We start from the raw sequence: 24,577 nt of genomic DNA on the forward strand, positions 1-24,577 counted from the left end.
TCCGGCAAGACACGACCTGCAGGAGGCTCGCCTGATGCCCGAGCTCGACTTCCCGCTCTGGCTCCGGGCGAGCCACCTGATCAACTTCTTCCTGATGGGGCTGCTGATCCGGTCGGGCTGGCAGATCATCGCCACGCATCCGCGGTTCTACTGGCGCAACGACTGCGGGCCGGGCACCGAGTGGATCAAGTTCACCCGGCGGGTGGTGCCGCCCGAGGAGGGCGCGTTCATGGCCCGCGACGACGAGTCGTCGCTGCCCAGCTGGCTGGCCCTGCCCGGTGCGAAGAACATCGGGCTGGGCCGGCACTGGCACGGGCTCGTCTCCATGCTCTGGGTGCTCAACGGCGCGGCGTACGTCGGCCTGCTGTTCCTGACCGGCGAGTGGCGTCGCATCGTTCCCACCTCATGGGACATCGTCCCCGAGGCGTGGGAATCGCTGAAAATTTACGCCGGGTTCGGGGTGCCGAGCATCGAGCACTTCACGCCGTACGACTCCCTGCAGCACCTGCTGTACTTCACCGTCGTCTTCATCGCTGCCCCGCTGATGATCGCCACCGGGCCCGTCATGTCCCCGGCGGTGATCGGCCGGTACCCGTGGTACCCGAAGGTCTTCGGTGGCCGGCAGGCGGCGCGCTCCATCCATTTCCTCGGGATGGTGTTCCTGACCGCGTTCATGGTCATGCACATCGCGCTGGTGTTCATCGTCCACCGCGACCACAACGTCACGCAGATGGTCTTCGGCTCGTACGACCCGGCGAAGGTGGCGCAGGCGACGACCATCATGGTGCTGGCGACGGTCCTCGTTGTCGCCGCCTGGATCGCGATCAGCTACCTCAGCATCCGCGACGTACGCGCGACCCAGCGGTTCCTGTTCCGCCTGCTGGAGCCCATCCGGGCGGTCACGGTCAACCGGATGCACCCGCGCACCCGCAAGCTGGGCACGTACACCGAGCAGGACATCTCGCCGTACCACTGGAGCAACGGCAGGCATCCGACGCCGGAGGAGTCGCCCGAGTGGCACGCGCTCGCGGCGGACGGGTTCCGCGACTATGTCCTGCGGATCGGCCCCGCCGACAACCCGGTGACCGTCACGTTCGACCAGATCAAGGGGCTGCCTCAGCAGGAGCAGATCGCGATGCACACCTGCATGCAGGGCTGGACGGGCATCGCCAAGTGGAAGGGCCCGAAGGTCGCCGACCTGATGGCCCTGGGCGGGGAACGGCCGGCCGACGCCCAGTACCTCCTGGTCACGTCGTTCGGGACGGCGCAGAAGATGCACGGGGACCGGCCGCTCGAGCCGTACTACTCCTGCATCCCGCTGGCGGACTGCCTGGAGGACGAGTCCATCTTCGCCTGGTCGATGAACGACAAGCCCCTGCCGTGGACCTTCGGCGCCCCGCTGCGGCTGCGGGTCGAGTCGATCCACGGGTACAAGATGGTCAAGTACGTCCGCTCCGTGGAATGGATCGCCGACTACCGCACGGTGGGTGACGGCATGGGTGGCACCCGCGAGGACTCCGGCTACCAGGCGATCAACGCCCGCATCTGACCGCCCCGCCCGCGCGCCGGGCGCAGCCGACCCGTTCGCCGGCTGCGCCCTCGCGTCCCGCTACTTCACCGGTACCCAGGCGGCCCGGTCCGCCACCTCGACCGGCTTGAGCCCCTCGGTGATCTTCTTGACCTCGGCGGCCGGCAGGGCGTTGCTGAACATCCCGTCGACCTGGATGAAGTACTCGCCCAGGACCCGGGTGCACACCGGCTGCGCGTAGCAGTGGACGCCCTTCCTGCCGCGGATCGCCTCGTCCTTCAGGGTGCTCCGGGAGACGAAGATCTTCACCGTACGGGGGGTGGCCTCGTCCACCACGGCGGCCCGGTCGTCCGCGAGCGGGCCGTCGTGCAGGTACAGCTCCGAGACCGTGGTGCTCAGGTCGGCGTCCGTCTCGGTGACCGCGATCGGCTGCCAGCCCGCGGGCAGGTAACCGAGCCGGTACGGCGCCCGCACCGGCCGCTCCGGCACCACGCTCAGCGCCTCGGCGACCGCCACCGCGTCCTCGGTGCTCTGGTTGACCTGGGCGTCGCGGGGGACGTACGTGGCCCACGCGCCTTGCCCGTACTGCCAGGCCAGCGCCACCCGCGTGAAGCCGCCCGCCGGGTCGAACGAGGGACTGGCGGACGGGGCACCGGGCACGTTCACCATGGCCGAGGCGTACGAGACCGTGTGGCCGACGCCGGGCCGGCCGGCGACCGTGACCGAGAACTCGGGGCCCACCTTCGTCTGCGGATCGGCCCGGCGGAAGCTGTCCGGGTTGTAGACGCCCGGCTGGTAGACGGTGATCATGCCGTCGACCAGCGGATAGTTCTTGCCGTCGTCCCCGGGCCAGGTGGCGCCGTCGCGGTAGACCGGCACCTCCTGGTATCCGGCCGTCACCTCACCGGCGGGCCCGATCCGGTACCCGCCGGCCCGCGCGTCACCGAAGACGGTGGTGAAGCCGGCGGGCAGCGTGAACCCGCCGGGCTGCGCGGCCGACTGCCCGGTCGCCTGCCGGCCGGCCGGTGTGGAACCCAGCCCCGACACCGCCGCCACTGCGATCGCCAGGCACGCCGCCCCGGCCCCGGTAGCCGCGGCGAGGCGGCGCCGGGCCCGGATCCGCCCGGCCCGGACGATGATGTCATCGGTGGTCGTACGCGGCGCGGGTGCGGAATCCCGCGCCGCTTCCAGCACGTCACGGACGTGATAGGACATGGTCCCTCTCCTCCTCGCGCAGGGTGATGTCCTCGGCGGCCAGGACGGCCCGCAACGTGTCCAGTCCCCGCGAGCTCTGGCTCTTGACAGTGCCGGTCCGGCACCCCAGGACCTCCGCGGTCTCCTCGACGCTGAGGCCCTCGAGGAACCTCAGCACCAGGACCGCGCGCTGCCTGGGCGCCACATGGCGCAGGGCGGCGTGCAACCGCAGCCGTTCGTCGACATCACCGGACCGGTCCCGCACCGGCACCTCGGGCAGCGCGTCACCGGCCGACCGCTCCCGCCGCCAGGGCCGCCGCTTCTCCCCGATCGCGGCCCGGATCACCATGGTCCGGGCGTACGCCTCGGGCGTGCTCACCTTGTTCCACCGCAGATAGAGCTTGGCCAACGCACCGGAGACCGCATCCTCGGCGGCCTGCCAGTCGCCGCAGGTCACGTACGCAAGAGCGCGCAGCGGCTCGAACCGGACGCGGACGAACTCGCGAAAGCCCTCGTCGTCTTCGGCATCCACTCGGTAGTGCTCCCTTCGTCGCCACCTAGAGGCGCGCTGGCTGAGGAAAGGTTGCATACCGGGTCGAGATTTTTCGGCGGGGTTGGGTTTCAGGCTTCAGTCCCTTTCGCTCCGGAATGGCAAGCTTGTGCCCATCATCGCCAGTTCGTCATGGCGATCGTCGTGAGGCCGGGGGACGGGACACAGACCGACGGTCCGGGGTCAGCCATCGATTGGATTAGCTTTTCGACGTACGGGGTACAGGCTGCCCCGCGGGAGATGCCCGCCGACGAAACGGAGCGCACCATGTTGATCGTAGGGCTCATCCTCTTGCTGCTGGGCATCTTCCTGAAGGTGTCGATTCTCTACACGATCGGAATCATCCTCCTGGTGATCGGCGCGGTGCTGTGGATCCTCGGCGCCGTCGGCCGCCCGGTCGGTGGCCGAAAAGTCTGGTTCTAGCATTACCTGATGGACAGTACGGAAAAGGCGCCACACCTCCGGGTGGGCGCCTTTCCGATGTCCGGAGCCGAATAGGGGCAGCCGCGGACCGGCTCACTGGTCCCAGCGGTGCGCCACGTCGATGGTGATCCGGCCGTGCCCGTCCGAGCCGGTCGAGGCGGTGACCCGGAACGGCAGCCGGGCGCGTACGCCCAGATCGAAGCTCGTGTAACCCTCATAGCTGCCGGCATAGAGCAGGTCGCGCAACGTCTGGTAGCGCAGGACATTGACGGCATGGTCGCCCGTACGCCGGTTGTAGGTGACGGTCCCGTCGGTGGCGTAGACGGGCGCGAGCAGCACGACATCGAGGTGGGCATCGCCGGCCGCGTACGGCGTGACGTTCAACCCTTCGCCGCCGGTGTGGACCGCGTCCGCGTACTCGACGTGGTAGCCGTCAGCCGCGCCGGTGAATTCGAAGACCGTACGGTCATAGCAGCTCTGCTGACTCGTGGTGACGCGCAGCAGCGCGGCCGGCGCGCGCGGCGGATGGGCCGTGACCAGGGACTGCGACATCCGACAAGTCCCGGTCAGCGACCACCGGCGGCAAGCAGCAGCAGCACGACCGCCTGCCGGCCGCCGCGCTCCAGCGGCGTTCGCATAGATGACAACGGCGCCGCCACCCTGACGACCCGCGTCGGGCGCATTTCACGGCTCAGCTCTTCAGGAAACCCTTGATCCGATGTGCCGCGTCGGCCGGCGAGATATCAGTGACGTCAATTTTGACGGTGTCGATCTCGTCATACAGCGGCAGGCGCGCCAGGCTGAGCTCCACAATTTCCGGGCCTCGCTTTCCCGCTGCGATGTCGCGGCTCAGCCTTTCCGACAGCGCCTCTTCATTGCTGACGAGCGAGAAACTGTGGACCGTGCGGCTTCCATGATTCAGCCTCGCTATGAGATCGTCCAGTATCCGCTGTTCATGGAGCACCCAGCAGAAGATGATGTTGTCGAACTCCGAGCAGTCGAGGAACCCGTTGAGCAGGTGAGCGATATTGCTCTCAACCATCCGTATCGTCTCCTGCGTGACGACGAACGGACGCATGTCCCAACACCAGTCACCGTCAAGAAACACGTTCCGCGGGAGTATCCTCTGCAGTTCGCGACACGTCGCGGTCTTGCCGATCCCCATCGTGCCGCCGACGATGACCAGGTTTTTCATCAACCTAGTGTTTCATAGACGATCATGTGTTGGACGTGGTGGTAGCCGGGAAACCAGCTGCGCCGTACCTAGGCGTGCAGCATGTCCAGGAAGCCGGCGGAGCTTGGCGCCAGCGGCACAACTCCCCAGTCCACGCTCCAGAAGACGACAGGTCACCAAGGGTTCGCCCCTCCGTTCTCGTCCGCAGCGTTGCTGAACCTTCCAGCGCGTCCGGGGCAGGGAGCCCGGACCGATCAGGAAGAGCAGGCAGGAGCGGCCCGCCGTCGCTTGGATGCACCCGTGCTCGGCAATTACCTCGACCGGAACCCCGTTCAGGCGGTCCGCGGCAGCGACATAGTGGTTGTTCCCGGCAACGGCATACCTGAAGAAACAGGCGCCTTGAAGTGTAAGGCGTCCAAGGCGCAACGAAGGAGCGCTTCCCGGTCTGCGGATCCTGCAATCATTTGATGCGCAGAATCGAATCCGGCGTCGAGCCGGTCGTGGGATCGCCTGAGGTCGCTGAGATATCGCGGGTTCGGCTTCCACAGCATATTGTACGATGGATAGCCGGTCATCCCGTCCGGTATCTGATGAGCGGGCTCAACGATCGTGGCATCATGGCCCCTGACGGATGTGAACAGGTCCCAGCTACGCCGCTGCCACAGGAGCCATCCTGGCGTGTTTCTGCAAAAGCTGTGTACCGCGGCAATCGACATCGCCAGGTAAGCCGCCCGGAATCGCGAGCGAACCCTCCACCGTTCTGGACGCATGCCGGCCTTCGCCTTGCCCAGCAGACCCGCCCCGTCCGCTTCAATGACCTCGAGCAGAATGTGATACCGCTGTTCGATGGCGGCGCAGATCCCGTGACCGACCGAGGTGGCGTTCAAGTAATCGAGGTTCGGCGACGCAAGCGGCTGCCCGCTCCACCGGACGGCGAACATCAAGTCCCTGAGCTGGCATTCGATGGTTTTCTCCAGTGCGCTTTCGATTCGCCGCAACGTGCGCTCGTCCGTCTGCATGACGAGCTTCCGCGCGCCGTTCACGAGCGATATCACCGTGCCGACGTGCTCCAACGCGCCTCCCCAGGCCCGATCCAACTCCTTACCCCAGACGGTCAACGAGCCGGCGTGGTGGCACGTTGCCCCCCGCTTTCTCCATCCTCGCGCGCCCGTCCGCGGCCGGTGGTCAACTACGGCGTTGCCGCCCCGTCCGTGCCGGCTGGGACCTAGGGTCGACGCATGGCTGATCTCGTGCGCGCTGAGGCGTTGTTCTACCGCCTGGGCGACATCTTCTGCTCGACGTTCATCAAGGGAGTCGATGAGGCGGAAGCGCTGCGCAGGATGGGCGGCTACGCGGACACCTTTGCCCGGCGGTCAGAGGCGGAGCTGGACGAGCTGATGGACGACTTCGACGAGGGGTACCCGCGGATGGCCGCCGCCCTGGCTCTCGGGGCATGGTCGGTGGTGGTCGAACCGTACGGTTTCGAGGGTTCAGATGTCGCGCTGCTGGAGTCGCTGTCGCGTGGCACGGAAGCGCTGTCGGTTCTGCGGCACGATTACGCGTCGCCGCAGGTGGCGTACGCGATTGATGGGACCGTCGTTGCCGGTTTCGACCCGGACTTCTCCGCCGGCGATCGGATGTGGGGCAGCGATCCAGCTGCCCTCAGGCCTTTCATGCGCGATGCCGGCTTCGCCGATTCGTCCGCGGACGACGAAGACTCGTGGGAGCCGGCCGGTCCCAAGGCTCTGGTCCTGGCCGAGCTCGTCACCGGCACCAGGATGCCCGCGGACCCGTTCACCGCTGCCGCGTTGTCCGCGCAGATCGAGCCGTGGTTCGTCACTCCGCCCGGTCCGGGGGATCGCCTGACCGCCGACTCGTACGAGCGGGGCACCGGCGATCTGGTCGCGGCGGCCGAACGCGCCGGCCCTGCGAGACAGCGGACGTCGGCGGTGGCCGAGGTGACCCGGTTGGCTGCGACGCTCGGCCTCGACGGGATCCCGGAGCTCACGGACTTCCTCGACTCGGCCGCCCAGGGCGTTGCCACACCCGTGGCTGCGGACTCGGGCCTGGGCCATCACGTCCGCGACTGGCTGACGGCCCAGAAACGAGCGGGCGATTCCCTCAACGGCCCTGATCGGGCCCGCCTCAGCGATGCGCAGCGAACGCAGGGCTACAGGTACGGCTGGTTCGTCACCGCGTTGCGCGGACTGCTCGACCCGGACCCGAAGCACGCGCTGCTGGCCGCGCTCAGGCCGGTGGGCTCAGTCCCGGACCTGTTCGGCGGTGCCGCCGCTCGCAGCGCCGTCCTGAGCTCGATGGCCTCCGGAACGTAACGCCGAAGCGCGCAACTCCACCGCCAGGAGTCCATCCGCTGACAGCAGATTTCCTTGGGGTGTCGGCGTTTCCCGGCCGATCGTGGAGGCCGGAACGCCGAACGCGAGGAGACAGCGACCATGCAACTCACGAATGGGGTCAGCCCCTGGACCGCGGGGTCCATCGACGATCAGGTGGCCGCGCGGCTGCTGCATCAGCGGATCATCGTGCTCGGGAGTGAGGTTGACGATCCGGTGGCGAACCGGCTGTGCGGGCAGCTTCTGCTGCTCTCCGCCGAGGATCCGCTCGGCACGATCAGCCTCTACATCAACTCGCCGGGCGGGTCGGTCAGCGCCGGGCTGGCCATCTACGACACGATGCGGCTGATTCCGAACGACGTCAGCACCCTCGCCCTCGGTCTGGCCGGAAGCATGGGCCAGTTCCTGCTCACCGCGGGCACGCCCGGTAAACGCTTCAGCCTTCCGCACGCGCAGATCCTCATGCATCAGGGTTCCGCCGGCTTCGGTGGCACCGCCGCCGACGTGGAGATCTACGCCGATCAGCTGGAACGGATCGGGACCACCCTGCTTCGGCTCACCGCCGAGCACACCGGGCAGAGCTTGGCGGCCGTCGAGCGTGACAGCAGGCGGGACCGGTGGTTCACCGCTGACGAGGCCCGGGAGTACGGGCTGATCGACCACATTCTGGGCAGCGTCGACGACGTGCGCCCCGCCGTCCAGCGCCTGCCGATGGGGCTGAGCGCATGAGCCAGTACACGATTCCCACCGTGGTGGAGAGGACGCCGACCGGCGAGCGCGCCTTCGACATCTACTCCCGGCTGCTCTCCGACCGCATCATCTTCCTCGGCACCGAGATCGACGACGGCGTCGCGAACGTGGTGATCGCCCAGCTGCTGCACCTCGAGTCGGCCGGCGAGCAGGAGGTCGCGCTGTACATCAACTCGCCGGGCGGCTCGTTCAGTGCGCTCACGGCGATCTACGACACCATGAACTTCATCCGCTGTGACGTCACGACCTTCTGCGTGGGGCAGGCGTCGTCAGCGGCGGCCGCTCTGCTGGCGGCCGGCACCCCGGGCAAGCGCTCGGTGCTGCGGCACGCCAAGGTGACGCTGCACCAGCCGTCGAGCCAGGCCCGCGGCACCCTGCCCGACCTGGCGGTCGAGGCCAAGGAGGTGGCGAAGGTACGGGCCGAGATGGACCGGATACTGGCCGACCACACCGGCCACTCGACAGCGAAGATCCGCGAGGACACCGACCGCAGCATGGCGCTGACGGCGGCGGAGGCTGTCGCGTACGGCCTGGCCGACCAGGTGATCACCACCCGGCCCGCCCGCGCGTACCGCCTGAGCGCGTAGAACGCGGGCCGTCCCCGTACGGATCAGGCGGCGAGCAGCATCACGTCGCCGCCGCGCTGTGGCCGGATCGGGGCCGGCGCCGCAGTGGCCCGGCGCAGTCGGGCCTGATCGAACCGGAGCACGGCGGCCCGGCCGGCGGTGAGGTCCTGCCGCACCTCGGCGAGCAGGTCGACCAGATCGAGGCCCAGCGAATCGCAGACCGCAGCCACGATCTCCGAGCTGGGCTCCTTGCGGCCGCGCTCGACCTCGGAAAGGTACTGCACGGAGACGTTCGCGTCGCGAGCCACCTCGGCGAGAGTGCGGCGCTGCTCCTGCCGCCGGCGGCGCAGCACCTCACCGACCACCGTGCGCAACAGCGGCCGGCGATGCCCATCGGTGTGCCGCAGGTCAGCCATAGGCCCACCCTAGGACCTGACCCCGCCTTTCCGAGGTCCCGGCCGTTAAGCCAGGAGCGAATCCCGCGGCTCTGACCGCCGGGCTGCCGCTAGCGGCTAATAGCGGAACTTGTGCCGGGCGCTGCGCCGGTTCACCCGCGCCGGCATCTCGTCCACGTTGTCGCGTCCGGGCCGTCGCTCGTCCGGCTCACGGCCCTGGGTAAAATCCCGCATCGTCACGACGAAGCCCTGGACCAACTTGTCCGCGCGCAGGTCCCGGTACGTGGCCTCGACCAGCACCTGACTCCCGTCGGCCCGTACCAGCGAGCAGTAGACGACCCCGTCCCCGGAGCTGCGGAACGCCTGACGCAGCGGTACGCGATCATCCGGGTGCACCAGCTCGTCGAGGGTGGCCAGGGGCGGGAGGTCCTCGGTGCCGAGCAGCTCGCGCAGGGACGGGCTGGCGTACCGGATGCGTTGATCCTCGTCGATCACGACCATGATGTCCGCGCTGTTGCGGATCACCGCGCGCAGGTAGAGGTCGCTGTCGCGGCGGCCGACCGCCTCGACCAGGGAGATGCGGTCCAGCGCGAGCGCCGCCTGGCCGGCCAGGACCTCGAGGGTGTCGCGCGTGGCGGTGAGGATGTCGCGGCGGCCCTCCAGGATGAGGGCTCCGCCGCTGGGCCGGGCGACGGCGAGCGGTTCCAGCCGGAGCGGGCAGACCAGCGTGGCGTAGTCGCGGTCCGAGTCCTCGGTCCACCAGCTCCGGTGCGCCGGGCCGGGCACCGCTTCGGGCGTGACCCTGCGGTCGTCGAGGGAAAAGACGGTGCTGCGGATCGCGTACGGTGGCATGAGCTGGGCGACAGCGGCCCGGACGGCCGCGTCGACGGCTGCGGTGTCGGCGGCGGCGACCAGCGCGGCGCTCGCCTGCCGCAGGGCGCGCTCCCGTGCCAGGGCCTGACCGTTGAGGGTCACCGAGTCGGTCAGGCGCGTGATGGTCAGCAGAAGCGTGATCGCACCGGCCGCGGCGATCACCACGCCGTCGCTGACCGTGCCGTGGATCGCCTCGATCAGCAGAACGACCGGCGGGGTCGCGACCGAGATGCCCAGCAGCGCCGCCCAGCGCGCCCGCCACGGGCTCGGCCGCGGCGCCGCGGGCTCGGTGAGCCTCACCATCGACGGGTGCAGCGCCGCGGCGCCCCAGGCCAGGTAGAGCACCACGAACCCGGACTCGCTCAGCCGCCCCGGCCACATCGGCTGCACGATGTCGCTGACCAGGACCCCCACCGCCCCGATGACCAGCAGCACGGCGGAGAGATTCCGCCCCACGGCGACGAGGACGCGGGCAACGACGGCGAGGAGCAGCAGGGCCCCGATCACGTACGCCCCGGAGACGTTCCCGATCCGGCCCGCGTCGCCGACGACGAACACCCAGACCACCAGCAGCGTGGAGCACGCGAACGCGAGCAGGTCGATGAGTCGCGCCCGGTCGACGAGAATCGCGCCGACGCGGGTCAGCCGCAGCAGACTCCAGGCGACCAGCACGAACATGGCGTAGAAGAAGAAGTCGGCCACGCCGGGCCGGCCCAGCGCGGTCAGCACATCGCCGGCGGCGCTCGCCACGATGGCCCCGGCGAGCAGGAGCCAGGGGCCGACCCGGGCGGGCCGGTGACGACGGACGCCGTAGACGATGGCGGCCGCGCTCCCGAACCCCAGCACAACCCATTCGAAGGCCCTCAGCACGCATAACTAGTACCAGCGGCATTGCTGTCTGTCCACGTCGGTATATACGTAGAGCTACGCTTTGTCCTACCCCGCCCGACCCGGAGATGGAGAATGCGGTTGGCCGAGGCCGGCGTCGCGGGCTCGCGCCACTGCCGCCGCGCGGTCACTGACCTGAAGTTTGAACAGCACCGAGGCGACATGGTTGCGGACGGTCTTCTCGGACAGGACAAGGCGGCGGGCGATCTCATGATTCCTGTGTCCGGCGGCGACGAGCTCCAGGACTTCGCGTTCCCGACAGGTGAGCTCGGGGAACACTGTGGCGGTGTAGTCCTTGTGGGCGCCGGTGAAGAAGTCCACGATGCGCTGCGCCACTCCGGTGCCGTACACGGCGTCCCCGCGGGCGACACTGAGCACCGCCCGGATGATGTCGTCGCGGTCCGCTCCTTTGAGCAGGTATCCCCGTGCCCCGGCCCGCATGGCGCCGAAGAGTGCCTCGTCGTCCTCGTGCATCGTCAGGACGAGCACCGCGACGTGCGGATGCCGGGCGGCGATCTGCCGGGTGGCGTGCGTACCGTCCGTGCCGGGCATGGCGAGATCCGTGATGACGACGTCAGGAACGGTACGCTCCACCAGCTCGACCAACTCCGCACCGGACGAGGCCTCGCCGAGCAGATCGATCTGCGCTACGGCGCTGATGGCCGCGCTCAGCCCGAAGCGGAACATCGGATGATCATCGGCAATCACCACCCGTACCGGGACCGGCTCCTCCATCATGATCTCCTCAGCGGCAGGGTGGCGGTGATCGTGGTACCCGCGTCGGTGGAGCGAACGCCGAACTCTCCGCCCAGCGCTTCGGCACGCCGCCGCATCGACGTCAGCCCCACCCCGGCCGAGGCATCGAGGCTGCCCATGCCGTGGCCGTCGTCGCTGACCGCGATGTGCAGGGCGTCATCGGCGCTGATGACCACCCGAGCATGCTCGGCGCGGGCGTGCCGGGCCGCATTGGTCAGCGCCTCGGTGATGATGCGGTACGCCGCCACCTCGACATCGGGAGCCAGCACGGGGAGGGCGTCGGTGGTCACGTCCACGGGCAGGGCCGCGTCCAGGGTGCCGGCATGCCGTTCGATCGCCCGGGTCAGCCCCGCGCTGTCCAAAACGGTCGGCCGGAGCCCGTCGATGATGCGTCGGACGTCTCGCACGGCAGTGTCTGTTTCCTCGCGCAGCCGCCGCACGAGCGTCGCGGCTGAGGGCTCACCGACGAGGCCCTCGAGCGCCTGCAGCCCCAGGCTCATGCCGGTCAGGGAGGGCCCGAGGCCGTCATGCAGGTCGCTGCGGAGACGGTCACGCTCGTCGCGGGTCGCGGTCACAACCCTGTTGCGCTCCGCGTCCAGGGCTTCGGTCAGCTCTGTCGCCGATACGACGACGGCGAGCTGCGCTGCCAGGGCGGTCAACAGGCGCCCCTCGACCTCGGCGTACCGCTCACCTGCCGGAGGGTGAGCCACCCGCAGCTCGCCGATCTCCGCTCCCCCGAAGCGCAGCGGCAGCGCCAGATACCGGGCCGGTTCGTCGCCGGCGGACGCGAGGGTCCTTCCTCCCAAAGTGACGATCGTCGCGCCGTCGGCGCGCACCGCGCTGACGACGGCGGCGAGGGCTGCCGGCAACAGCTCCAGGTGGTCAGTGACCGCGACGCTGTTGCTCAGGTCCGTCAGAGCCCGGAGTGGATCCCGGCGGGCTCCGTAGATGACACGGTTCGCCGCCCGTTGCAACCATTCCCGCGCCGGAGCGAGGCCGACCGCGACGATCGCCGCGGCTACCACGGCTGGAAGCGCGCTGCGCTCCAGAACCGTGCTGAGCACTGCGCTGACTGTCAGGTAGACGGCGAACACCAAAGCGGTCAGCACGGCGTACACCAGACCGCGGCGCAGGACCGCGCGCACTCCGAGCAGGCGGTATTGAAGCACCCCGACGGCGATCCCGAACGGCATCATCAGCCAGGGGCTGGTCAACGCGCTGATGAGTGCTTCCAGCTCCACATGGTCGAGTGGGACGAGCAACGCAAGCCATGAGAACGCGGTCGGCACCACGCCACTGCCGACGTACCAGGCCAGCTGCTGCCGGTACGGGTATACCGCGTGCCGCCATCTGATGAAGGTGCCGACCCAGATCGTGACCGCGGCCGGGGTGAACAGGAAGATGCCGACGACGTCGTCCCAGAGGTCCAGCCGCCAGCGATCCAGCACCGACTCGAAGACGTCGTACACGAGCAGCAGCACGATGCCGGCGGTGGCCGCGCCGACGGGCCACCGCCACCAGCGGGCGGGCAGGCGCCCATCCGGATACAGGGCGAGTACCACGCTCAGCAGGCTCAGCAACAGCACGCCGTCCAGGACCGAGCTGAGGCCCGACAGCAACGGCGGCGGGTCCGCCATCACCGGCCCGTTGGGCGATATCACCGCGTCGAGCGGTTGAAGGTACGACTGGATCGCCCCCATGGCGAGAAGCACCCAGCCGAGAACGTTCCGGGGCCGGAGCGCGGCGAGCGTACAACCGGCAGCGGTCCAGCCGAGTGCGGCGAGGGCGGTCACGATCACATCCGCGATCAGGGCGCGCGGCCACACAGCCGCGGGTATACCCGGGAAAGGCCACGCCATATCGGAGCGGATACGCCACACCGCGCCGATCACGACGGCGGCGAGGCAGGAGAGCGCGACCGATCCGATCACAAGCCGTCGCCACATGCCATCAGTGTGCGGGCCGATATGCCCGGGATGCAGGCATTTCTGGCCCGTGCGACCCGGGCGCTCCGCCCGATCCGGACGGGACACCCGTCTCATGCGCTCCCCGCACCGGGCGCTGGAGGGTGGACACGTCGCCGAGGCGACAACCCGGCCGCTCCCGCTGCCTGCACTCGACGAAAGGAGCTCACCTTGTTCACGACACACGGCACCGACCAGCCCGGCCCGGGAGTGGACACCGGCCCTGCGCGCACCGACAACCGGATCCGCGAGGCGGACGGTCCGCAGGACGTCTCGCAGGAACCGGGTCCGGCCGCGGACGGCGAGAATCGCGCCCGCCACGGCGGCGCCGATCGACTGCTCGATGTCGCCCGATCCCAGCTGGGCTATCGGGAGGGCGCCCGCAACGACACCAAGTACGGCCGGTGGTACGGCATGAACCACGCCGCGTGGTGCGACATGTTCGTTTCCTGGTGTGCCGACCGCAGCGGCCTGATCGACGTGGTCGGCAGGTTCGCCTACACCGTCCACCACGCCGGCTGGTTCCGGCAGCACGGACGGTGGGGCAGGACCCCGCGGCCCGGAGCGATCGTCTTCTTCGACTGGCGGGGCGGCAACGACATCTCGGGCATCGATCACGTCGGGATCGTGGAGGCCGTTCGGGGCGACGGGGCGATCGTCACGATCGAGGGGAACACCGGCGACATGGTGGCGCGGCGAGTGCGGCGCGCCAACATCGTCGGCTACGGGTATCCGGACTACGGCGACAGTGGCGACGCAGATGGGGCTCCGCCGTGGCCGGGCCGGGAACTTCGGCGTACCGATCCGATGATGCACGGCGGCGATGTGCGGATGTGGCAGACCCGCATGCGGCAGCGGGGATGGCCCATCACGGCCGACGGATGGTACGGCGACCAGTCGGCCCGCGCCTGCCGGCGATTCCAGCGCGAGAAGGGCCTCGATGCCGACGGCGTCGTGGGACCGCGAACCTGGCGGGCGACCTGGGAGGCGCAGATCTCCTGACCCGGGCCGGGCACAACCACATCTTGAAACGACTCAACCATGGGGGAAATCATGTCCATCAGTGCAATCTTCGCGGGCATCAGCGCGACCGCCGGCCAGATCAAGGGGATCGTCGAGGTGATCCATCTGGTGAACCGACCACGATCGGTGATCATCGAGGTGGACAACAACACCGATCTGACGTTGACCAGGAGCGGCGACCACTTCGAGCACGGCGACTATGCGGAAACGCCGGCACACCTTCTCGGCCCGAAGGCCGCCATGGTGTTCGGCGGGGTCAGCCGGGCGAACTCCGTCTTCACCGGGGTCGAAGGGCACGTCGACTGGGCGGCCGGCCCCGTCACCATGAGGGTGCACTTCGACAACCCGTTCATCGGGGCGAACTCCGGACGCGTGGAGCTGCTGGGCCCCCAGGCGCACCGGTTCGTCGCGTTCGCCACCATCGGGGCGGGCGACACCGAGGCGAAGATGCGCTACGAGCTGTTCCGGTCGGGGGCGGACGTGGTGTCGCAGGTGAGCCCGCCGGCCCGGGTGGAACCCGGCTCGACGAGCCCGGTGCAGGTGACCATGAAGAACACCTCGAATCAGGCGTGGACGGCGCAGGCCGCGTACGCCCTCGGCGCCCAGGCCCCGCAGGACAACTCCCACTGGGGAAACGGCCGGGTGGCATTGCCGCACGACGTCGCCCCCGGCGACGAGGTCACCTTCGCCTTCGACGCACATACCCCGGCCGCGCCCGGCGTCTACGCCTTCCAGTGGCGGATGGTGCAGGACGGCGTGACGTGGTTCGGCGACTTCTCGCCGCAGGTGCTCGTCCAGGTCGGGGAGCCGGTGACGGATCCCGGCGACAATCCCAAGTGGGGTAACAAGGAGAGTCTGCGCGAGAAGCTGGCGGTGCATCTGGAAGGAACGCACTGGCTGGGGGCATCCCGTTCGTGGGCCGTCCCGGCGGGGCTGGTGGCACGGGCCGCGATACCGGACGGAGAAGCATCGCCGTTCACCGAGCCCGCGGAGCGGACGGATGGCTGACCGGTGCCCGGCCGGCGTGCGTATCGTGCTCGCCGGCCGGGTCGACCGGGCCGCCGCGCGCCTGGCTGCCGAGTGGGACCGCTGGGCCCCGGCCGTCCTGATGACCCCGGCGGATGTCTGCCGGGCGGGCTGGGCCTGGACGGGCGACATCGGTGCGAGCCGCTGGGCGGCCGGCGGCCGGATCGGCACGGGAGACGACATCCTCGGGGTCTACGTACGGATCCCGGTCGTGCTGCCGGGCGAACTGCCGCATCTGCGCAGGGCGGACCGGGGGTTCGCCGCCCAGGAGACGCACGCCTTTCTCCTGGCGTGGCTGGCCGGCCTGGGCACCCGCGTCCTCAACCGTCCGACGCCCGGGAACCTCGCCGGGCCGGACATCAGCCGGGCGGCGTGGCTGCGGACGGCCGGGTCGGTGCTGGGCGACGACGGTGGCCGGTTCACCGGCCGGCTCGACGTGGTCGCCGGCAGGACGATCCAGCGGCGGGCGCCCGCGCCCCTTCGCTCGTGGTTCGTCCCGGCCGTGGCGGAACGGGTCGGCGCCGGAACGTTCACCATGGCCCTCCAGGACGGCCGGATCACCGGGGCCACGTGCTGGCCGGCCCTGCGAGCACCGGCCCGCCGGGCCCTGTTCGAGGCGGTCTCGTGATTCTCGTGTGGGGGTCGGACCCGCCGGCCCGGGCCGTCGGCGACCGGCTCCGCGCATCCGCCGAGCCGGTGATCCAGGTCGGTGCGGCCGACCCGTTCTCGGTGCGTCCCGCATCGGATGGCAGCCACGGCACGCTGGTCGTGCACGGTCGCTCCGTACCCCTCAACACGATCTCAGCGGCCTATCTCCGGCCACCACCGCCGGGCGGCGTGGCGCCCGGCGAGGGCCGGCCCGCTGTGCTCGACTGGGCTGAGACGACACCCGCGCTGGTGATCACGCGCCCCGCCGCCGCGGCGTCGAACAACTCGAAGCCGTATCAGACCGGGCTGCTGCGAGGGCTCGGCGCGACGGTGCCACCCACGCTGGTGACCACCGATCCGGCCGAGGCGCTGGCGTTCTGCCGGCGCCACGGCAGGGTGGTGTTCAAGTCGATCAGCGGCGTACGCAGCGTGACGCGGACGGCCACCACCGGCAGCCTCCGGGAGCTGCTCGCCCAGCGCGACCTGACCGCGTGCCCGACCCAGTTCCAGGCGTACGTTCCCGGCCCCGATTGGCGGGTCCACGTCATCGGCAGCCTCGTCCTGGGCTGCATGGTCGTCAGCCCGGCCGACGACTACCGATACGCGGAACGCTCCGGCCACCCGGTGTCGATCAGCCAGGTCGCGGTGCCGGCCGGGCTGCGTGAGCTGTGCCTGCGCATCTCGGCCGGCCTGTCGTTGCCGCTGGCCGGCATCGATTTCCGGCGGGACGAGGCCGGGAAGTGGCTGTGTTTCGAGGCGAACCCTTCGCCCGTGTTCACCTACTACGAGGCGCATACCGGGCAGCCCCTGACCCAGGCGGTCTGCGACCTGTTGGTCTCGGCGCGTCCGCCGGCGGAGCGGGTCAGTGAGCCCGGGCGACCGCCCCGTACCCCGTCGCCTCCGCCGGCGTCGGTCGCGGCCCCGGTTCGGGGCGCCAGTCCGAGACCGAGACGATGCCCGGTTCGAGCAGGTCGAGCCCTTCGAAGAACCGTGACACCTCCGCCAGCGGCCGGGGGCTGAACCGGGGCTTGATCGGCTCGTTGACCGCGTTCATGGCCGCGATCGTCTCGGGGTCCAGCGGGTCGAACGTCGCATGGGACAGGACCAGGTAGCTTCCCGCCGGCATCGCGTCGAAGAGGCGTTTCACGATCGCCCACGGGTCCTCGTGGTCCTCGACGAAGTGGAGGATCGCCACGAGGAGGAGCGCCACCGGCTGGGAGAAGTCGAGGGTTTCCCGCACGGCCGGGTCGTTGAGGATCGCCTCGGGGTCGCGGACGTCGGCGTCGATGTACGCGGTGCGGCCCTCGTCGGAGCTGGTCAGCAGGGCGCGGGCGTGGGTGAGCACGAGCGGGTCGTTGTCCACGTACACGATCCGCGACGTCGGGGCGATGGCCTGCGCGACGTCGTGCACGTTCTCCGCCGTGGGCAGGCCGGTGCCGATGTCGAGGAACTGGCGGATGCCCGCTTCGGCGGTGAGGTGGCGGACCGCGCGGCGCATGAAGGCGCGGTTCTCACGGGCCGCGGTGCGGATGTGCGGGAAGACCGAGGCGATCGCCTCTGCTGCCTCGCGGTCGGCCTGGAAGTTGTCCTTGCCGCCCAGCCAGTAGTCGTACCGTCGCGCCGGGTGAGGCTTGGTCGCGTCGATCCGGACCGCGCCCGGCCGGGGGTCGCCTTCGGTGCCCACCACGATCTCCTGTCGTCCGTGACAATGTGGCGAGCAGATGCCCCGGGTGTCCGTGGCATCTGCTCGCGCCATCGTAGTGGGAGATCGCCGCGTCCGTCAGACGCCGGTGAGGCTCTGCCCCGGCCGGCGGTAGACCGCCCAGGTGACGGCCACGCAGAGCGCGTAGAAGGCGATGAACGCCAGGTACGCCGCGTCGGCCGTCTTGTACTCCAGGAAGGACTGCCGGAACGCCAGGTTGACCAGTACGCCGCCGAAGGCGCCGATCGCGCCGGCGATGCCGATGACCGCGCCGGAGAGGCGGCGGGCCTCGTGCTCGTCGCCCGGGTTCTTCAGGGCGAAGATGCGCGGGATCATCTTGTACGTCGAGCCGTTGCCGATGCCGCTGAACACGAACAGGGCGACGAAGCCGACGAGGTAGAGCGGCAGCGACTTGAGCTGGGAGGCGAGCAGGACGACGCTCGCGCCGGCCGCCATCGCGACGAAGTTCCAGAACGTGACGCGGGCGCCGCCGAGGCGGTCCGCGAGGGCGCCGCCGACCGGGCGGATCAGCGAGCCGAGCAGCGGGCCGAGGAACGTCAGGTACGCGGCCTTGACCGGGGTGCTGAACACGTCGCCGAACTGGACCTGCAGCACCTGGCCGAAGGCGAAGCCGAAGCCGATGAACGAGCCGAACGTGCCGATGTACAGCAGCGACATGATCCAGGTGTGCGGCTGCCGGGCGGCGTCGCGCATCCCCCGCTTCTCGTTGCGGGCCTGGCTGAGGTTGTCCATGGACAGCGCCGAGCCCACCGCGGCGACGACGATCAGCGGGAGGTAGATGCCCGCCACGATGCCGGGGTGGCCGGCGCCGAAGACCGCCAGCACGAACAACCCGACGAGCTGTACCGCCGCCACGCCCAGGTTGCCGCCGCCGGCGTTGATGCCCAGCGCCCAGCCCTTGAGCCGGTCCGGGTAGAACGCGTTGATGTTGGCCATCGACGAGGCGAAGTTGCCGCCGCCGACGCCGGCGACCGCGGCCAGCAGGAGCAGGGTGCCGTACGAGACCCCGGGCTTGATCAGGAACGCGGCCAGCACCGCCGGGATGAGCAGCAGGGAGGCGCTGATGATCGTCCAGTTGCGCCCGCCGAACCGGGCCACCGCGAACGTGTACGGGATCCGCAGCACCGCCCCCACCAGCGCCGGCACCGCGGTGAGCAGGAACTTCCCGGCCGGGTCGACGCCGTACGCGGGCCCGAGGAACAGCACGAGCACCGACCACAGCGTCCACACGGAGAAGCCGATGTGCTCGGAGAAGATCGAGAAGGTCAGGTTGCGCCGGGCGATCGCGGCGCCCCCGTTGGCCCAGAAGGCGGGGTCCTCGGGCCGCCAGTCGTCGATCCAGTGGCCCCGGACGCTTCTCGCCGCGGGACGTTCCAAGGTGGCAGTCATGCTGTGCCCTCCATTCGCATGCCTTCCTGGCCCTCGCCGTCACGGCCGTTTCCGGCCTGCGGCGGGCGTTGCTCGGTGCAGTCAGTCATGCGGGAACCTCCGAATAGATCACGATGTGCCCCTCGTCGTCGACGCCGACGGGGTAGACGGTCAGGTCGGGCTGCCCGGTCAGCGAGCAGCCGGTGGTCAGGTCGAAGGCGTTCAGGTGCAGCGGGCAGACCACGACCTTCATGTCGATCTGCCCGTCCGCGAGCGGGCCGCCCTTGTGCGGGCACACCGCGGACAGTGCGCGCAGGGAGCCGTCCCGCAGGCGGAAGACGGCCACCATGTCGCCGTCGACGGCGTACGTGCGTCCCTCACCCACCGGGATCTCGGCCACGGGCCCGAGCCGGATGCTCATCGGACCGGCACCTGGGGCAGGACCACCAGCGGCAGCGAGGTACGGAATTGTCCTGGTGTCACGGGTTCGACGCGTTCCTTCCACGGGTCCCGGTAGGCGCCCACGGAGGCGTCCATCGCAGCGTCCAGGTCGGCGGCGATGCCGTCGGCGTCGTCGACGACGACCTCGCGGATGCGCTCGATGCCCACCCGGGGGACCCACGCGTAGGTGCGCTCGAGCCAGTTGGCGTTCTCGCGGTAGTACTGCAGGAACCGGCCGGTGAGTGTGACGACCTCGTCCGGGCTGCTCACGGTGGCCAGCAGGTCACCCTTGCGCACGTGCGCCCCGGCCGCCCCGCCGACATAGATCTCCCAGCGGCCGCCGTCGATCGCCACGACACCCAGGTCCTTCACGTACGCCTCGGCGCAGTTGCGAGGGCACCCGGTGACGGCGAGCTTCATCTTCCCGGGGCCCTCGATGCCCTGGTAGCGCTCCTCGAGGGCGATGCCCAGTGCGGTGGAGTCGCCGACGCCGAAGCGGCAGAAGTCCGAGCCGACGCAGGTCTTCACCGTGCGGAAGCTCTTGCCGTACGCGTACCCGGACGGCATGTCGAGCTCCGACCAGATCTGCGGCAACTTCTCCTTGGGCACCCCGAGCAGGTCGATGCGCTGCCCGCCGGTCAGCTTGACCATGGGTACGGAGTGCCGTTCGGCCACCTCCGCGATCCGCTTGAGCTGGGCGGGAGTGGTGACGCCGCCCTTCATCTGCGGCACCACGGAGAACGTGCCGTCGCGCTGGATGTTGGCGTGCACCCGGTCGTTGATGAACCGGGCGTCGCGCTCGTCGACGTACTCGTCGCCCCACATCATCTTCAGCAGCGAGGCCAGACCCATCTTGCTCTTGGCGTCCTCCTCACCGCCGGGCACGAGCGTGGCGAAGACCGAGGACACCGACTTCAGCCCATGGGTACGGATGGCCGCCATGAGCTCGGGCTTCGGCATCGGTACGCCGGGCACGTACCAGCTCGCCTTGGGGTCCTCCTCGACCTCTCCCCCGGCGGCCCACTCGACGATCTGCTGGACAAGGCTCTTGCAGGTGCCGCAGCCCTTGCCGGCGCGGGTCTTGTCCATGACCCCGTTGACGGTCTTGCAGCCGCCGTGCACGGTCTCGACGAGGGTGCCCTTGCTGACGCCGTTGCAGTTGCAGACCTGCGCGTCGTCGGCCATGTCGGCGGCGCTGACCTCGGCCGGCGGGCCGCCCAGGTCGAACATGAGCTCGACGCGGTCCTCGGGCAGCGCCAGTTCCCGGTCGAAGGCCTGCATGAGGAAGGCGTACTTGCGCACGTCGCCGACGAGCGTGGCCCCGACGAGGCGCCCGTCGCGGATGACGAGGCTCTTGTAGACACCCTTGCGCGGCTCGCTGAAGACCAGCGTCTCGTCGTCGTCACGCTCGGCCGTCTGGATGCCCATCGCGGCGACGTCCACCCCGGCGACCTTGAGCTTGGTGGCGATCCGGGAGCCGTGGTACGCCGCGTCGGGGTCCCGGCCGGTGAGGTGGTCGGCGAGCACCTTGGCCTGGTCCCACAGGGGCGCGACCAGCCCGTACGTCTGGCCGCGGTGCTGGGCGCACTCGCCCACGGCGTAGATGTCCGCCTCGTCCAATGCGCGCATCTGGTCGTCGACGACGATGCCGCGCTCGACCACCAGGCCGCTCACCTCGGCGACGTCGGCGTTGGCGCGGATGCCGGCGGCGATGACCACGACGTCGCAGGGAATGGTCCGGCCGTCCTTGAGCTTGACGCCGGTGACCGAGTGCTTGCCGAGGATCTCGGTGGTCAGCGCGTCGGTCACCACCTCGATGCCCAGGGCCTCCACGCTGCGCTGCAGGATCGCACCGCCCGCCGCGTCCAGCTGGGTGTTCATCAGGTGCCCGGCGGCGTGCACGAGCGTGACGTGGCCGAGGTGGTTCTGCAGCCCGCGGGCCGCCTCGAGGCCGAGCAGGCCGCCGCCGATCACGACCGCGCGTTCGTGCTCGCGGGCGTACCGGATCATCGCCCGGGTGTCGTCCAGCGTGCGGAAGGCGAAGACGCCCTGGTGGTAGCCGCGGCCCTTGCGGTGCACGCCGGGGATCGGCGGCACCCACGCGCGGCTGCCGGTGGCGATGATCAGCTTGTCGTACGGCGTGGCGGTGCCGTCCTCGGCGTACACCTGCTTGGCGAACCGGTCGATGCGCGCGACCCGGACGCCGGCATTCAGCGTGATGCCGTTGTCGGCGTACCAGGACAGGTCGTTGAGGAAGATGCCGGACTCGTCCTCCACGCCCGCGAGGACGTTGGAGAGCATGATCCGGTTGTAGTTGCCGTACGGCTCGTCGCCGAAGACCGTGATGTCGAAGTCCCCGCCGCGGGCGAGGATCTCCTCGACCGTACGGGCGCCGGCCATGCCGTTGCCGATGACGACCAGACGCTGGGCCATCAGACCTCCACCAGTCCGAGATCGATCACGACGGTGCCGGTCACGCCGTCCGGCGCGGCCAGCCACAGCTCGACGGAGGTGCCGGAGTCCAGGTCCTCCACCACGCGCAGCGGCACGTGGACGTCGCCCTTGGCGCCGATCGGGAAGTACCGCATCGGCTTGCCGTCGCGCATGAGCACCACGCAGACGAGTTCGCCGGCGGAGTTGCCGCCGCGGAAGTAGACGGCCTGCGCCACGACACCGTCGGGCACCACGAGGCTCAGGGCACCGCCGAGCGGCAACGGCTGGTCGAGCCCCTTGCCCTCGAAGGCGAAGACGCCCTGCAGGAAACGGGGAGTGGAGTGCACCTAACTGGTCCCTTCTGGTTCTTCGGTACGCGCGATCGCGACCGCGCACGCCTTGAAAGCGGGCATCCGGGAATGCCTGTCGAGCGCGGGATCGGTGAGGGCGTTGACGGCGTTGTCGCCGCCCCAGTGGAAGGGCGCGAAGACGGTGTCGGGGCGGATCCCCGGGTTCAGCCGGGCGCGGAAGAACGCCCGGCCGCGGCGGCTGCGCAGCTCGACCATGTCGCTGTCCGCGATGCCGTGCCGCCGCGCCAGATCGGGGTGCAGCTCGACGCGGGGCTCCGGCATCGCCACGCTGAGCGCGGCGATCCGGCGGGTCTGGTTGCCGCTCTGGTACTGCTGCATCGTCCGGCCGGTCGTCAGGACGTACGGGTAATGCCGGTCGGGAACCTCGTGCGGGTCGCGGTGCTCGACCCGGACGAAACGGGCCCTGCCGTCCGGGGTCGGGAAGCCGTCGGCGAACAGCCGCGGCGTGCCGGGGTGGTCCTCGCTCGGGCACGGCCAGAACACACCCTGCTCGGCCTCGACCCGCTCCCAGGTGATGCCGGCGTAGTCGGCGACCCCGCCCGCGCTCGCGCGGCGCAGCTCCTCGAACACCTCACGCGGCTCGTCGCTGAAGAACTCGCCGCGGCCGAGGCGGTCCGCGAGGTCCTTGAGGAAGCGCAGGTCGGTGCGGACGTCGGGGGGCGGCGGCAGGGCGATGCGGCGGCGGATGACCCGGCCCTCCAGGTTGGTCATCGTGCCCTCCTCCTCCGCCCACTGCGCGGTCGGCAGCACGACGTCGGCGAGCGCGGCCGTCTCGGAGAGGAAGATGTCGCTGACCACGAGCAGGTCGAGGGCGCGCAGCCGGTCGATGACGTGGTTCGCGTGCGGCGCCGAGACGGCGATGTTGCTGGCCAGCACGAGCAGGACCCGGACGCCGCCGTCGGTGCCGAGGCGGTCGAGCATCTCGTACGCGCTCCGGCCGGGCCTGGGCAGCTCGTCGGGGTCGATGCCCCACACCTTCGCGACGTGCGCGCGGGCGGCCGGGTCGTCGAGGCGCCGGTACCCGGGCAGCTGGTCGGCCTTCTGCCCGTGCTCCCGGCCGCCCTGCCCGTTGCCCTGGCCGGTGATCGTCCCGTAGCCCGAGAACGGCCGGCCCACCAGGCCCAGCGCGAGCGCGAGGTTGAGGTAGGCCTGGGCGGTGTCCGTACCGTTGCTGTGCTGTTCGGCGCCCCGCGCGGTGAGGATCATCGCCGGCTTCTCGGTGGCCAGCAGGCGGACCGTCTCGCGCAGGTGCGCCTCGGGAACGCCGGTCATCCGCTCGACCCGCCCGGGCCAGTAGGAGTTCACCGCGGCGCGGACGGCGTCGAAGCCGGTCGTGCGCTCGCGGATGTACTCCTCGTCGACCAGGCCCTCCCGGATCGCGATGTGCAGCAGGCCGTTGGCCAGCGCCAGGTCCGTGCCGGGCAGAGGCTGCAGATGCCGGTACGCGCCCTTCGCGGTCGCCGTCAGCCGCGGGTCCACGACGATGTGCCGGGCACCCTCGGCCCGCCCCGCGTCCAGGTACTGCATCGACGGCGGCATCGCGTCGGCCGGGTTGGCGCCGACCAGCAGGACCGTACGGGCCCCAGCGAGGTCCTCGAGCGGGAACGGCAGCCCGCGGTCCACGCCGAACGCCCGGTTGGCGGCCGTCGCGGCCGACGACATGCAGAACCGGCCGTTGTAGTCGATGGACGCCGAGCGCAGCGCCACCCGGACGAACTTGCCCAGCGTGTACGCCTTCTCGTTGGTCAGCCCGCCCCCGCCGAACGCGCCGACGCTGTCCGGGCCGTACCTCTCCTGGCTGGCCCGGATCGCCGTGACGATCCGCTCCATGGCCTCGTCCCAGGTGGCCTCGCGCAGCGGGCTGGTGCGGTCCGCGGGATCCTTGCGGACCAGCGGGGTGAGCAGGCGGTCCTTGTGGTCGAGCAGTTCCGCGGCGGTCCAGCCCTTGGCGCACAGCCCGCCCCGGTTCACCGGGAACTCGGCGGGCTCGAGCCGCACCCGCGGGATCTCGGGCGTCAGCCGGATGCCGCACTGCAGAGCGCAGTACGGGCAATGGGTCTCGGTCACCGTCACGCCACTGATCGTGCTGGTGTGGCGTTTCGCGCACCGGCGCTGCTCGGTTGCGCCGACGT

At 70.1% G+C, this 24,577-nt stretch carries 23 protein-coding genes; 8 read left to right on the forward strand and 15 right to left on the reverse strand.

Annotation, left to right across the window (positions count from 1 at the left end; translation table 11 throughout):
* The first annotated feature begins 34 nt into the window (after positions 1–34).
* The gene (locus tag IT780_RS38540; protein WP_199516821.1) at positions 35–1,549 is read left to right on the forward strand and encodes a molybdopterin-dependent oxidoreductase; all 1,515 of its coding nucleotides are present in this window, start codon (positions 35–37) and stop codon (positions 1,547–1,549) included.
* Between the two features lie 60 nt (positions 1,550–1,609).
* Here IT780_RS38540 and IT780_RS38545 read toward each other — a convergent pair whose 3' ends face one another.
* Together IT780_RS38545 and IT780_RS38550 are read right to left on the reverse strand one after the other, a co-directional pair.
* Complete coding sequence (locus tag IT780_RS38545) at positions 1,610–2,743, reverse strand: hypothetical protein (protein WP_199516822.1); 1,134 nt, start codon at positions 2,741–2,743, stop codon at positions 1,610–1,612.
* Complete coding sequence (locus IT780_RS38550; RefSeq protein ID WP_199516823.1) at positions 2,724–3,254, reverse strand: SigE family RNA polymerase sigma factor; 531 nt, start codon at positions 3,252–3,254, stop codon at positions 2,724–2,726. The genes IT780_RS38545 and IT780_RS38550 overlap by 20 nt, the downstream gene beginning before the upstream one ends.
* A gap of 150 nt (positions 3,255–3,404) precedes the next feature.
* Here IT780_RS38550 and IT780_RS38555 point away from each other — a divergent pair, with 150 nt between their 5' ends.
* Complete coding sequence (locus tag IT780_RS38555; protein WP_199516879.1) at positions 3,405–3,695, forward strand: hypothetical protein; 291 nt, start codon at positions 3,405–3,407, stop codon at positions 3,693–3,695.
* 93 nt (positions 3,696–3,788) lie between these two features.
* Here IT780_RS38555 and IT780_RS38560 read toward each other — a convergent pair whose 3' ends face one another.
* The 3 genes from IT780_RS38560 to IT780_RS38570 form a co-directional block, all read right to left on the reverse strand.
* The gene (locus IT780_RS38560; RefSeq protein ID WP_199516824.1) at positions 3,789–4,247 is read right to left on the reverse strand and encodes an AMIN-like domain-containing (lipo)protein; all 459 of its coding nucleotides are present in this window, start codon (positions 4,245–4,247) and stop codon (positions 3,789–3,791) included.
* Between the two features lie 139 nt (positions 4,248–4,386).
* On the reverse strand, positions 4,387–4,890 hold the full coding sequence (locus tag IT780_RS38565) for an ATP-binding protein (protein WP_199516825.1): 504 nt from the start codon (positions 4,888–4,890) through the stop codon (positions 4,387–4,389).
* A 311-nt stretch (positions 4,891–5,201) separates the two neighbouring features.
* Positions 5,202–5,942: a hypothetical protein gene (locus IT780_RS38570; protein WP_199516826.1), complete on the reverse strand. Its 741-nt coding sequence runs from the start codon at positions 5,940–5,942 to the stop codon at positions 5,202–5,204.
* A 165-nt stretch (positions 5,943–6,107) separates the two neighbouring features.
* Between IT780_RS38570 and IT780_RS38575 the strand changes: the two genes are divergently transcribed.
* The 3 genes from IT780_RS38575 (at position 6,108) to IT780_RS38585 (ending at position 8,557) form a co-directional block, all read left to right on the forward strand.
* Positions 6,108–7,202 carry a DUF6461 domain-containing protein gene (locus tag IT780_RS38575; RefSeq protein ID WP_199516827.1) on the forward strand — a complete coding sequence of 365 codons (1,095 nt, stop codon included), beginning with the start codon at positions 6,108–6,110 and terminating at the stop codon, positions 7,200–7,202.
* Between the two features lie 120 nt (positions 7,203–7,322).
* Positions 7,323–7,949, forward strand: coding sequence for a ClpP family protease (locus IT780_RS38580; RefSeq protein ID WP_199516828.1), 627 nt, complete (start codon positions 7,323–7,325; stop codon positions 7,947–7,949).
* Complete coding sequence (locus IT780_RS38585; protein ID WP_199516829.1) at positions 7,946–8,557, forward strand: ClpP family protease; 612 nt, start codon at positions 7,946–7,948, stop codon at positions 8,555–8,557. The genes IT780_RS38580 and IT780_RS38585 overlap by 4 nt, the downstream gene beginning before the upstream one ends.
* A gap of 23 nt (positions 8,558–8,580) precedes the next feature.
* Here IT780_RS38585 and IT780_RS38590 read toward each other — a convergent pair whose 3' ends face one another.
* From IT780_RS38590 to IT780_RS38605, 4 genes are all read right to left on the reverse strand, one after another.
* Positions 8,581–8,952 carry a helix-turn-helix domain-containing protein gene (locus tag IT780_RS38590; RefSeq protein WP_199516830.1) on the reverse strand — a complete coding sequence of 124 codons (372 nt, stop codon included), beginning with the start codon at positions 8,950–8,952 and terminating at the stop codon, positions 8,581–8,583.
* 96 nt (positions 8,953–9,048) lie between these two features.
* On the reverse strand, positions 9,049–10,674 hold the full coding sequence (locus tag IT780_RS38595) for a PAS domain S-box protein (RefSeq protein WP_199516831.1): 1,626 nt from the start codon (positions 10,672–10,674) through the stop codon (positions 9,049–9,051).
* 66 nt (positions 10,675–10,740) lie between these two features.
* Positions 10,741–11,427, reverse strand: coding sequence for a response regulator transcription factor (locus IT780_RS38600; RefSeq protein WP_199516832.1), 687 nt, complete (start codon positions 11,425–11,427; stop codon positions 10,741–10,743).
* A complete protein-coding gene (locus IT780_RS38605; RefSeq protein ID WP_199516833.1) occupies positions 11,427–13,394 on the reverse strand; it encodes a sensor histidine kinase in 1,968 nt (655 codons plus the stop codon). Before IT780_RS38605 ends, IT780_RS38600 begins: the two co-directional genes overlap by 1 nt.
* A 189-nt stretch (positions 13,395–13,583) precedes the next feature.
* Here IT780_RS38605 and IT780_RS38610 point away from each other — a divergent pair, with 189 nt between their 5' ends.
* From IT780_RS38610 to IT780_RS38620, 3 genes are read left to right on the forward strand one after another with little or no spacing between them, the layout of a single operon-like run.
* Positions 13,584–14,414, forward strand: a complete 831-nt coding sequence (locus tag IT780_RS38610) for a CHAP domain-containing protein (RefSeq protein WP_199516834.1) — start codon at positions 13,584–13,586, stop codon at positions 14,412–14,414.
* A gap of 51 nt (positions 14,415–14,465) precedes the next feature.
* Complete coding sequence (locus IT780_RS38615) at positions 14,466–15,443, forward strand: NBR1-Ig-like domain-containing protein (RefSeq protein WP_199516835.1); 978 nt, start codon at positions 14,466–14,468, stop codon at positions 15,441–15,443.
* Positions 15,436–16,089: a hypothetical protein gene (locus IT780_RS38620; RefSeq protein ID WP_199516836.1), complete on the forward strand. Its 654-nt coding sequence runs from the start codon at positions 15,436–15,438 to the stop codon at positions 16,087–16,089. The genes IT780_RS38615 and IT780_RS38620 overlap by 8 nt, the downstream gene beginning before the upstream one ends.
* A gap of 882 nt (positions 16,090–16,971) precedes the next feature.
* Here the strand turns inward: IT780_RS38620 and IT780_RS38625 are convergent.
* The 6 genes from IT780_RS38625 to IT780_RS38650 form a co-directional block, all read right to left on the reverse strand.
* Positions 16,972–17,793 (reverse strand): SAM-dependent methyltransferase, encoded by an 822-nt coding sequence (locus IT780_RS38625; RefSeq protein ID WP_307831612.1) that lies wholly within the window; start codon positions 17,791–17,793, stop codon positions 16,972–16,974.
* 96 nt (positions 17,794–17,889) lie between these two features.
* Positions 17,890–19,221, reverse strand: coding sequence for a nitrate/nitrite transporter (locus IT780_RS38630; RefSeq protein ID WP_199516838.1), 1,332 nt, complete (start codon positions 19,219–19,221; stop codon positions 17,890–17,892).
* An 85-nt stretch (positions 19,222–19,306) separates the two neighbouring features.
* On the reverse strand, positions 19,307–19,621 hold the full coding sequence (locus IT780_RS38635) for a Rieske (2Fe-2S) protein (RefSeq protein ID WP_199516839.1): 315 nt from the start codon (positions 19,619–19,621) through the stop codon (positions 19,307–19,309).
* Positions 19,618–22,074: a nitrite reductase large subunit NirB gene (nirB, locus tag IT780_RS38640; RefSeq protein WP_199516840.1), complete on the reverse strand. Its 2,457-nt coding sequence runs from the start codon at positions 22,072–22,074 to the stop codon at positions 19,618–19,620. The genes IT780_RS38635 and nirB overlap by 4 nt, the downstream gene beginning before the upstream one ends.
* Positions 22,074–22,421 (reverse strand): molybdopterin oxidoreductase, encoded by a 348-nt coding sequence (locus IT780_RS38645; RefSeq protein ID WP_199516841.1) that lies wholly within the window; start codon positions 22,419–22,421, stop codon positions 22,074–22,076. The genes nirB and IT780_RS38645 overlap by 1 nt, the downstream gene beginning before the upstream one ends.
* On the reverse strand, positions 22,422–24,518 hold the full coding sequence (locus IT780_RS38650) for a molybdopterin oxidoreductase family protein (RefSeq protein ID WP_199516842.1): 2,097 nt from the start codon (positions 24,516–24,518) through the stop codon (positions 22,422–22,424).
* Positions 24,519–24,577: the final 59 nt, after the last annotated feature.

The organism is Nucisporomicrobium flavum, from assembly GCF_016464385.1.
Lineage (GTDB): Bacteria > Actinomycetota > Actinomycetes > Mycobacteriales > Micromonosporaceae > Actinoplanes > Actinoplanes flavus_A.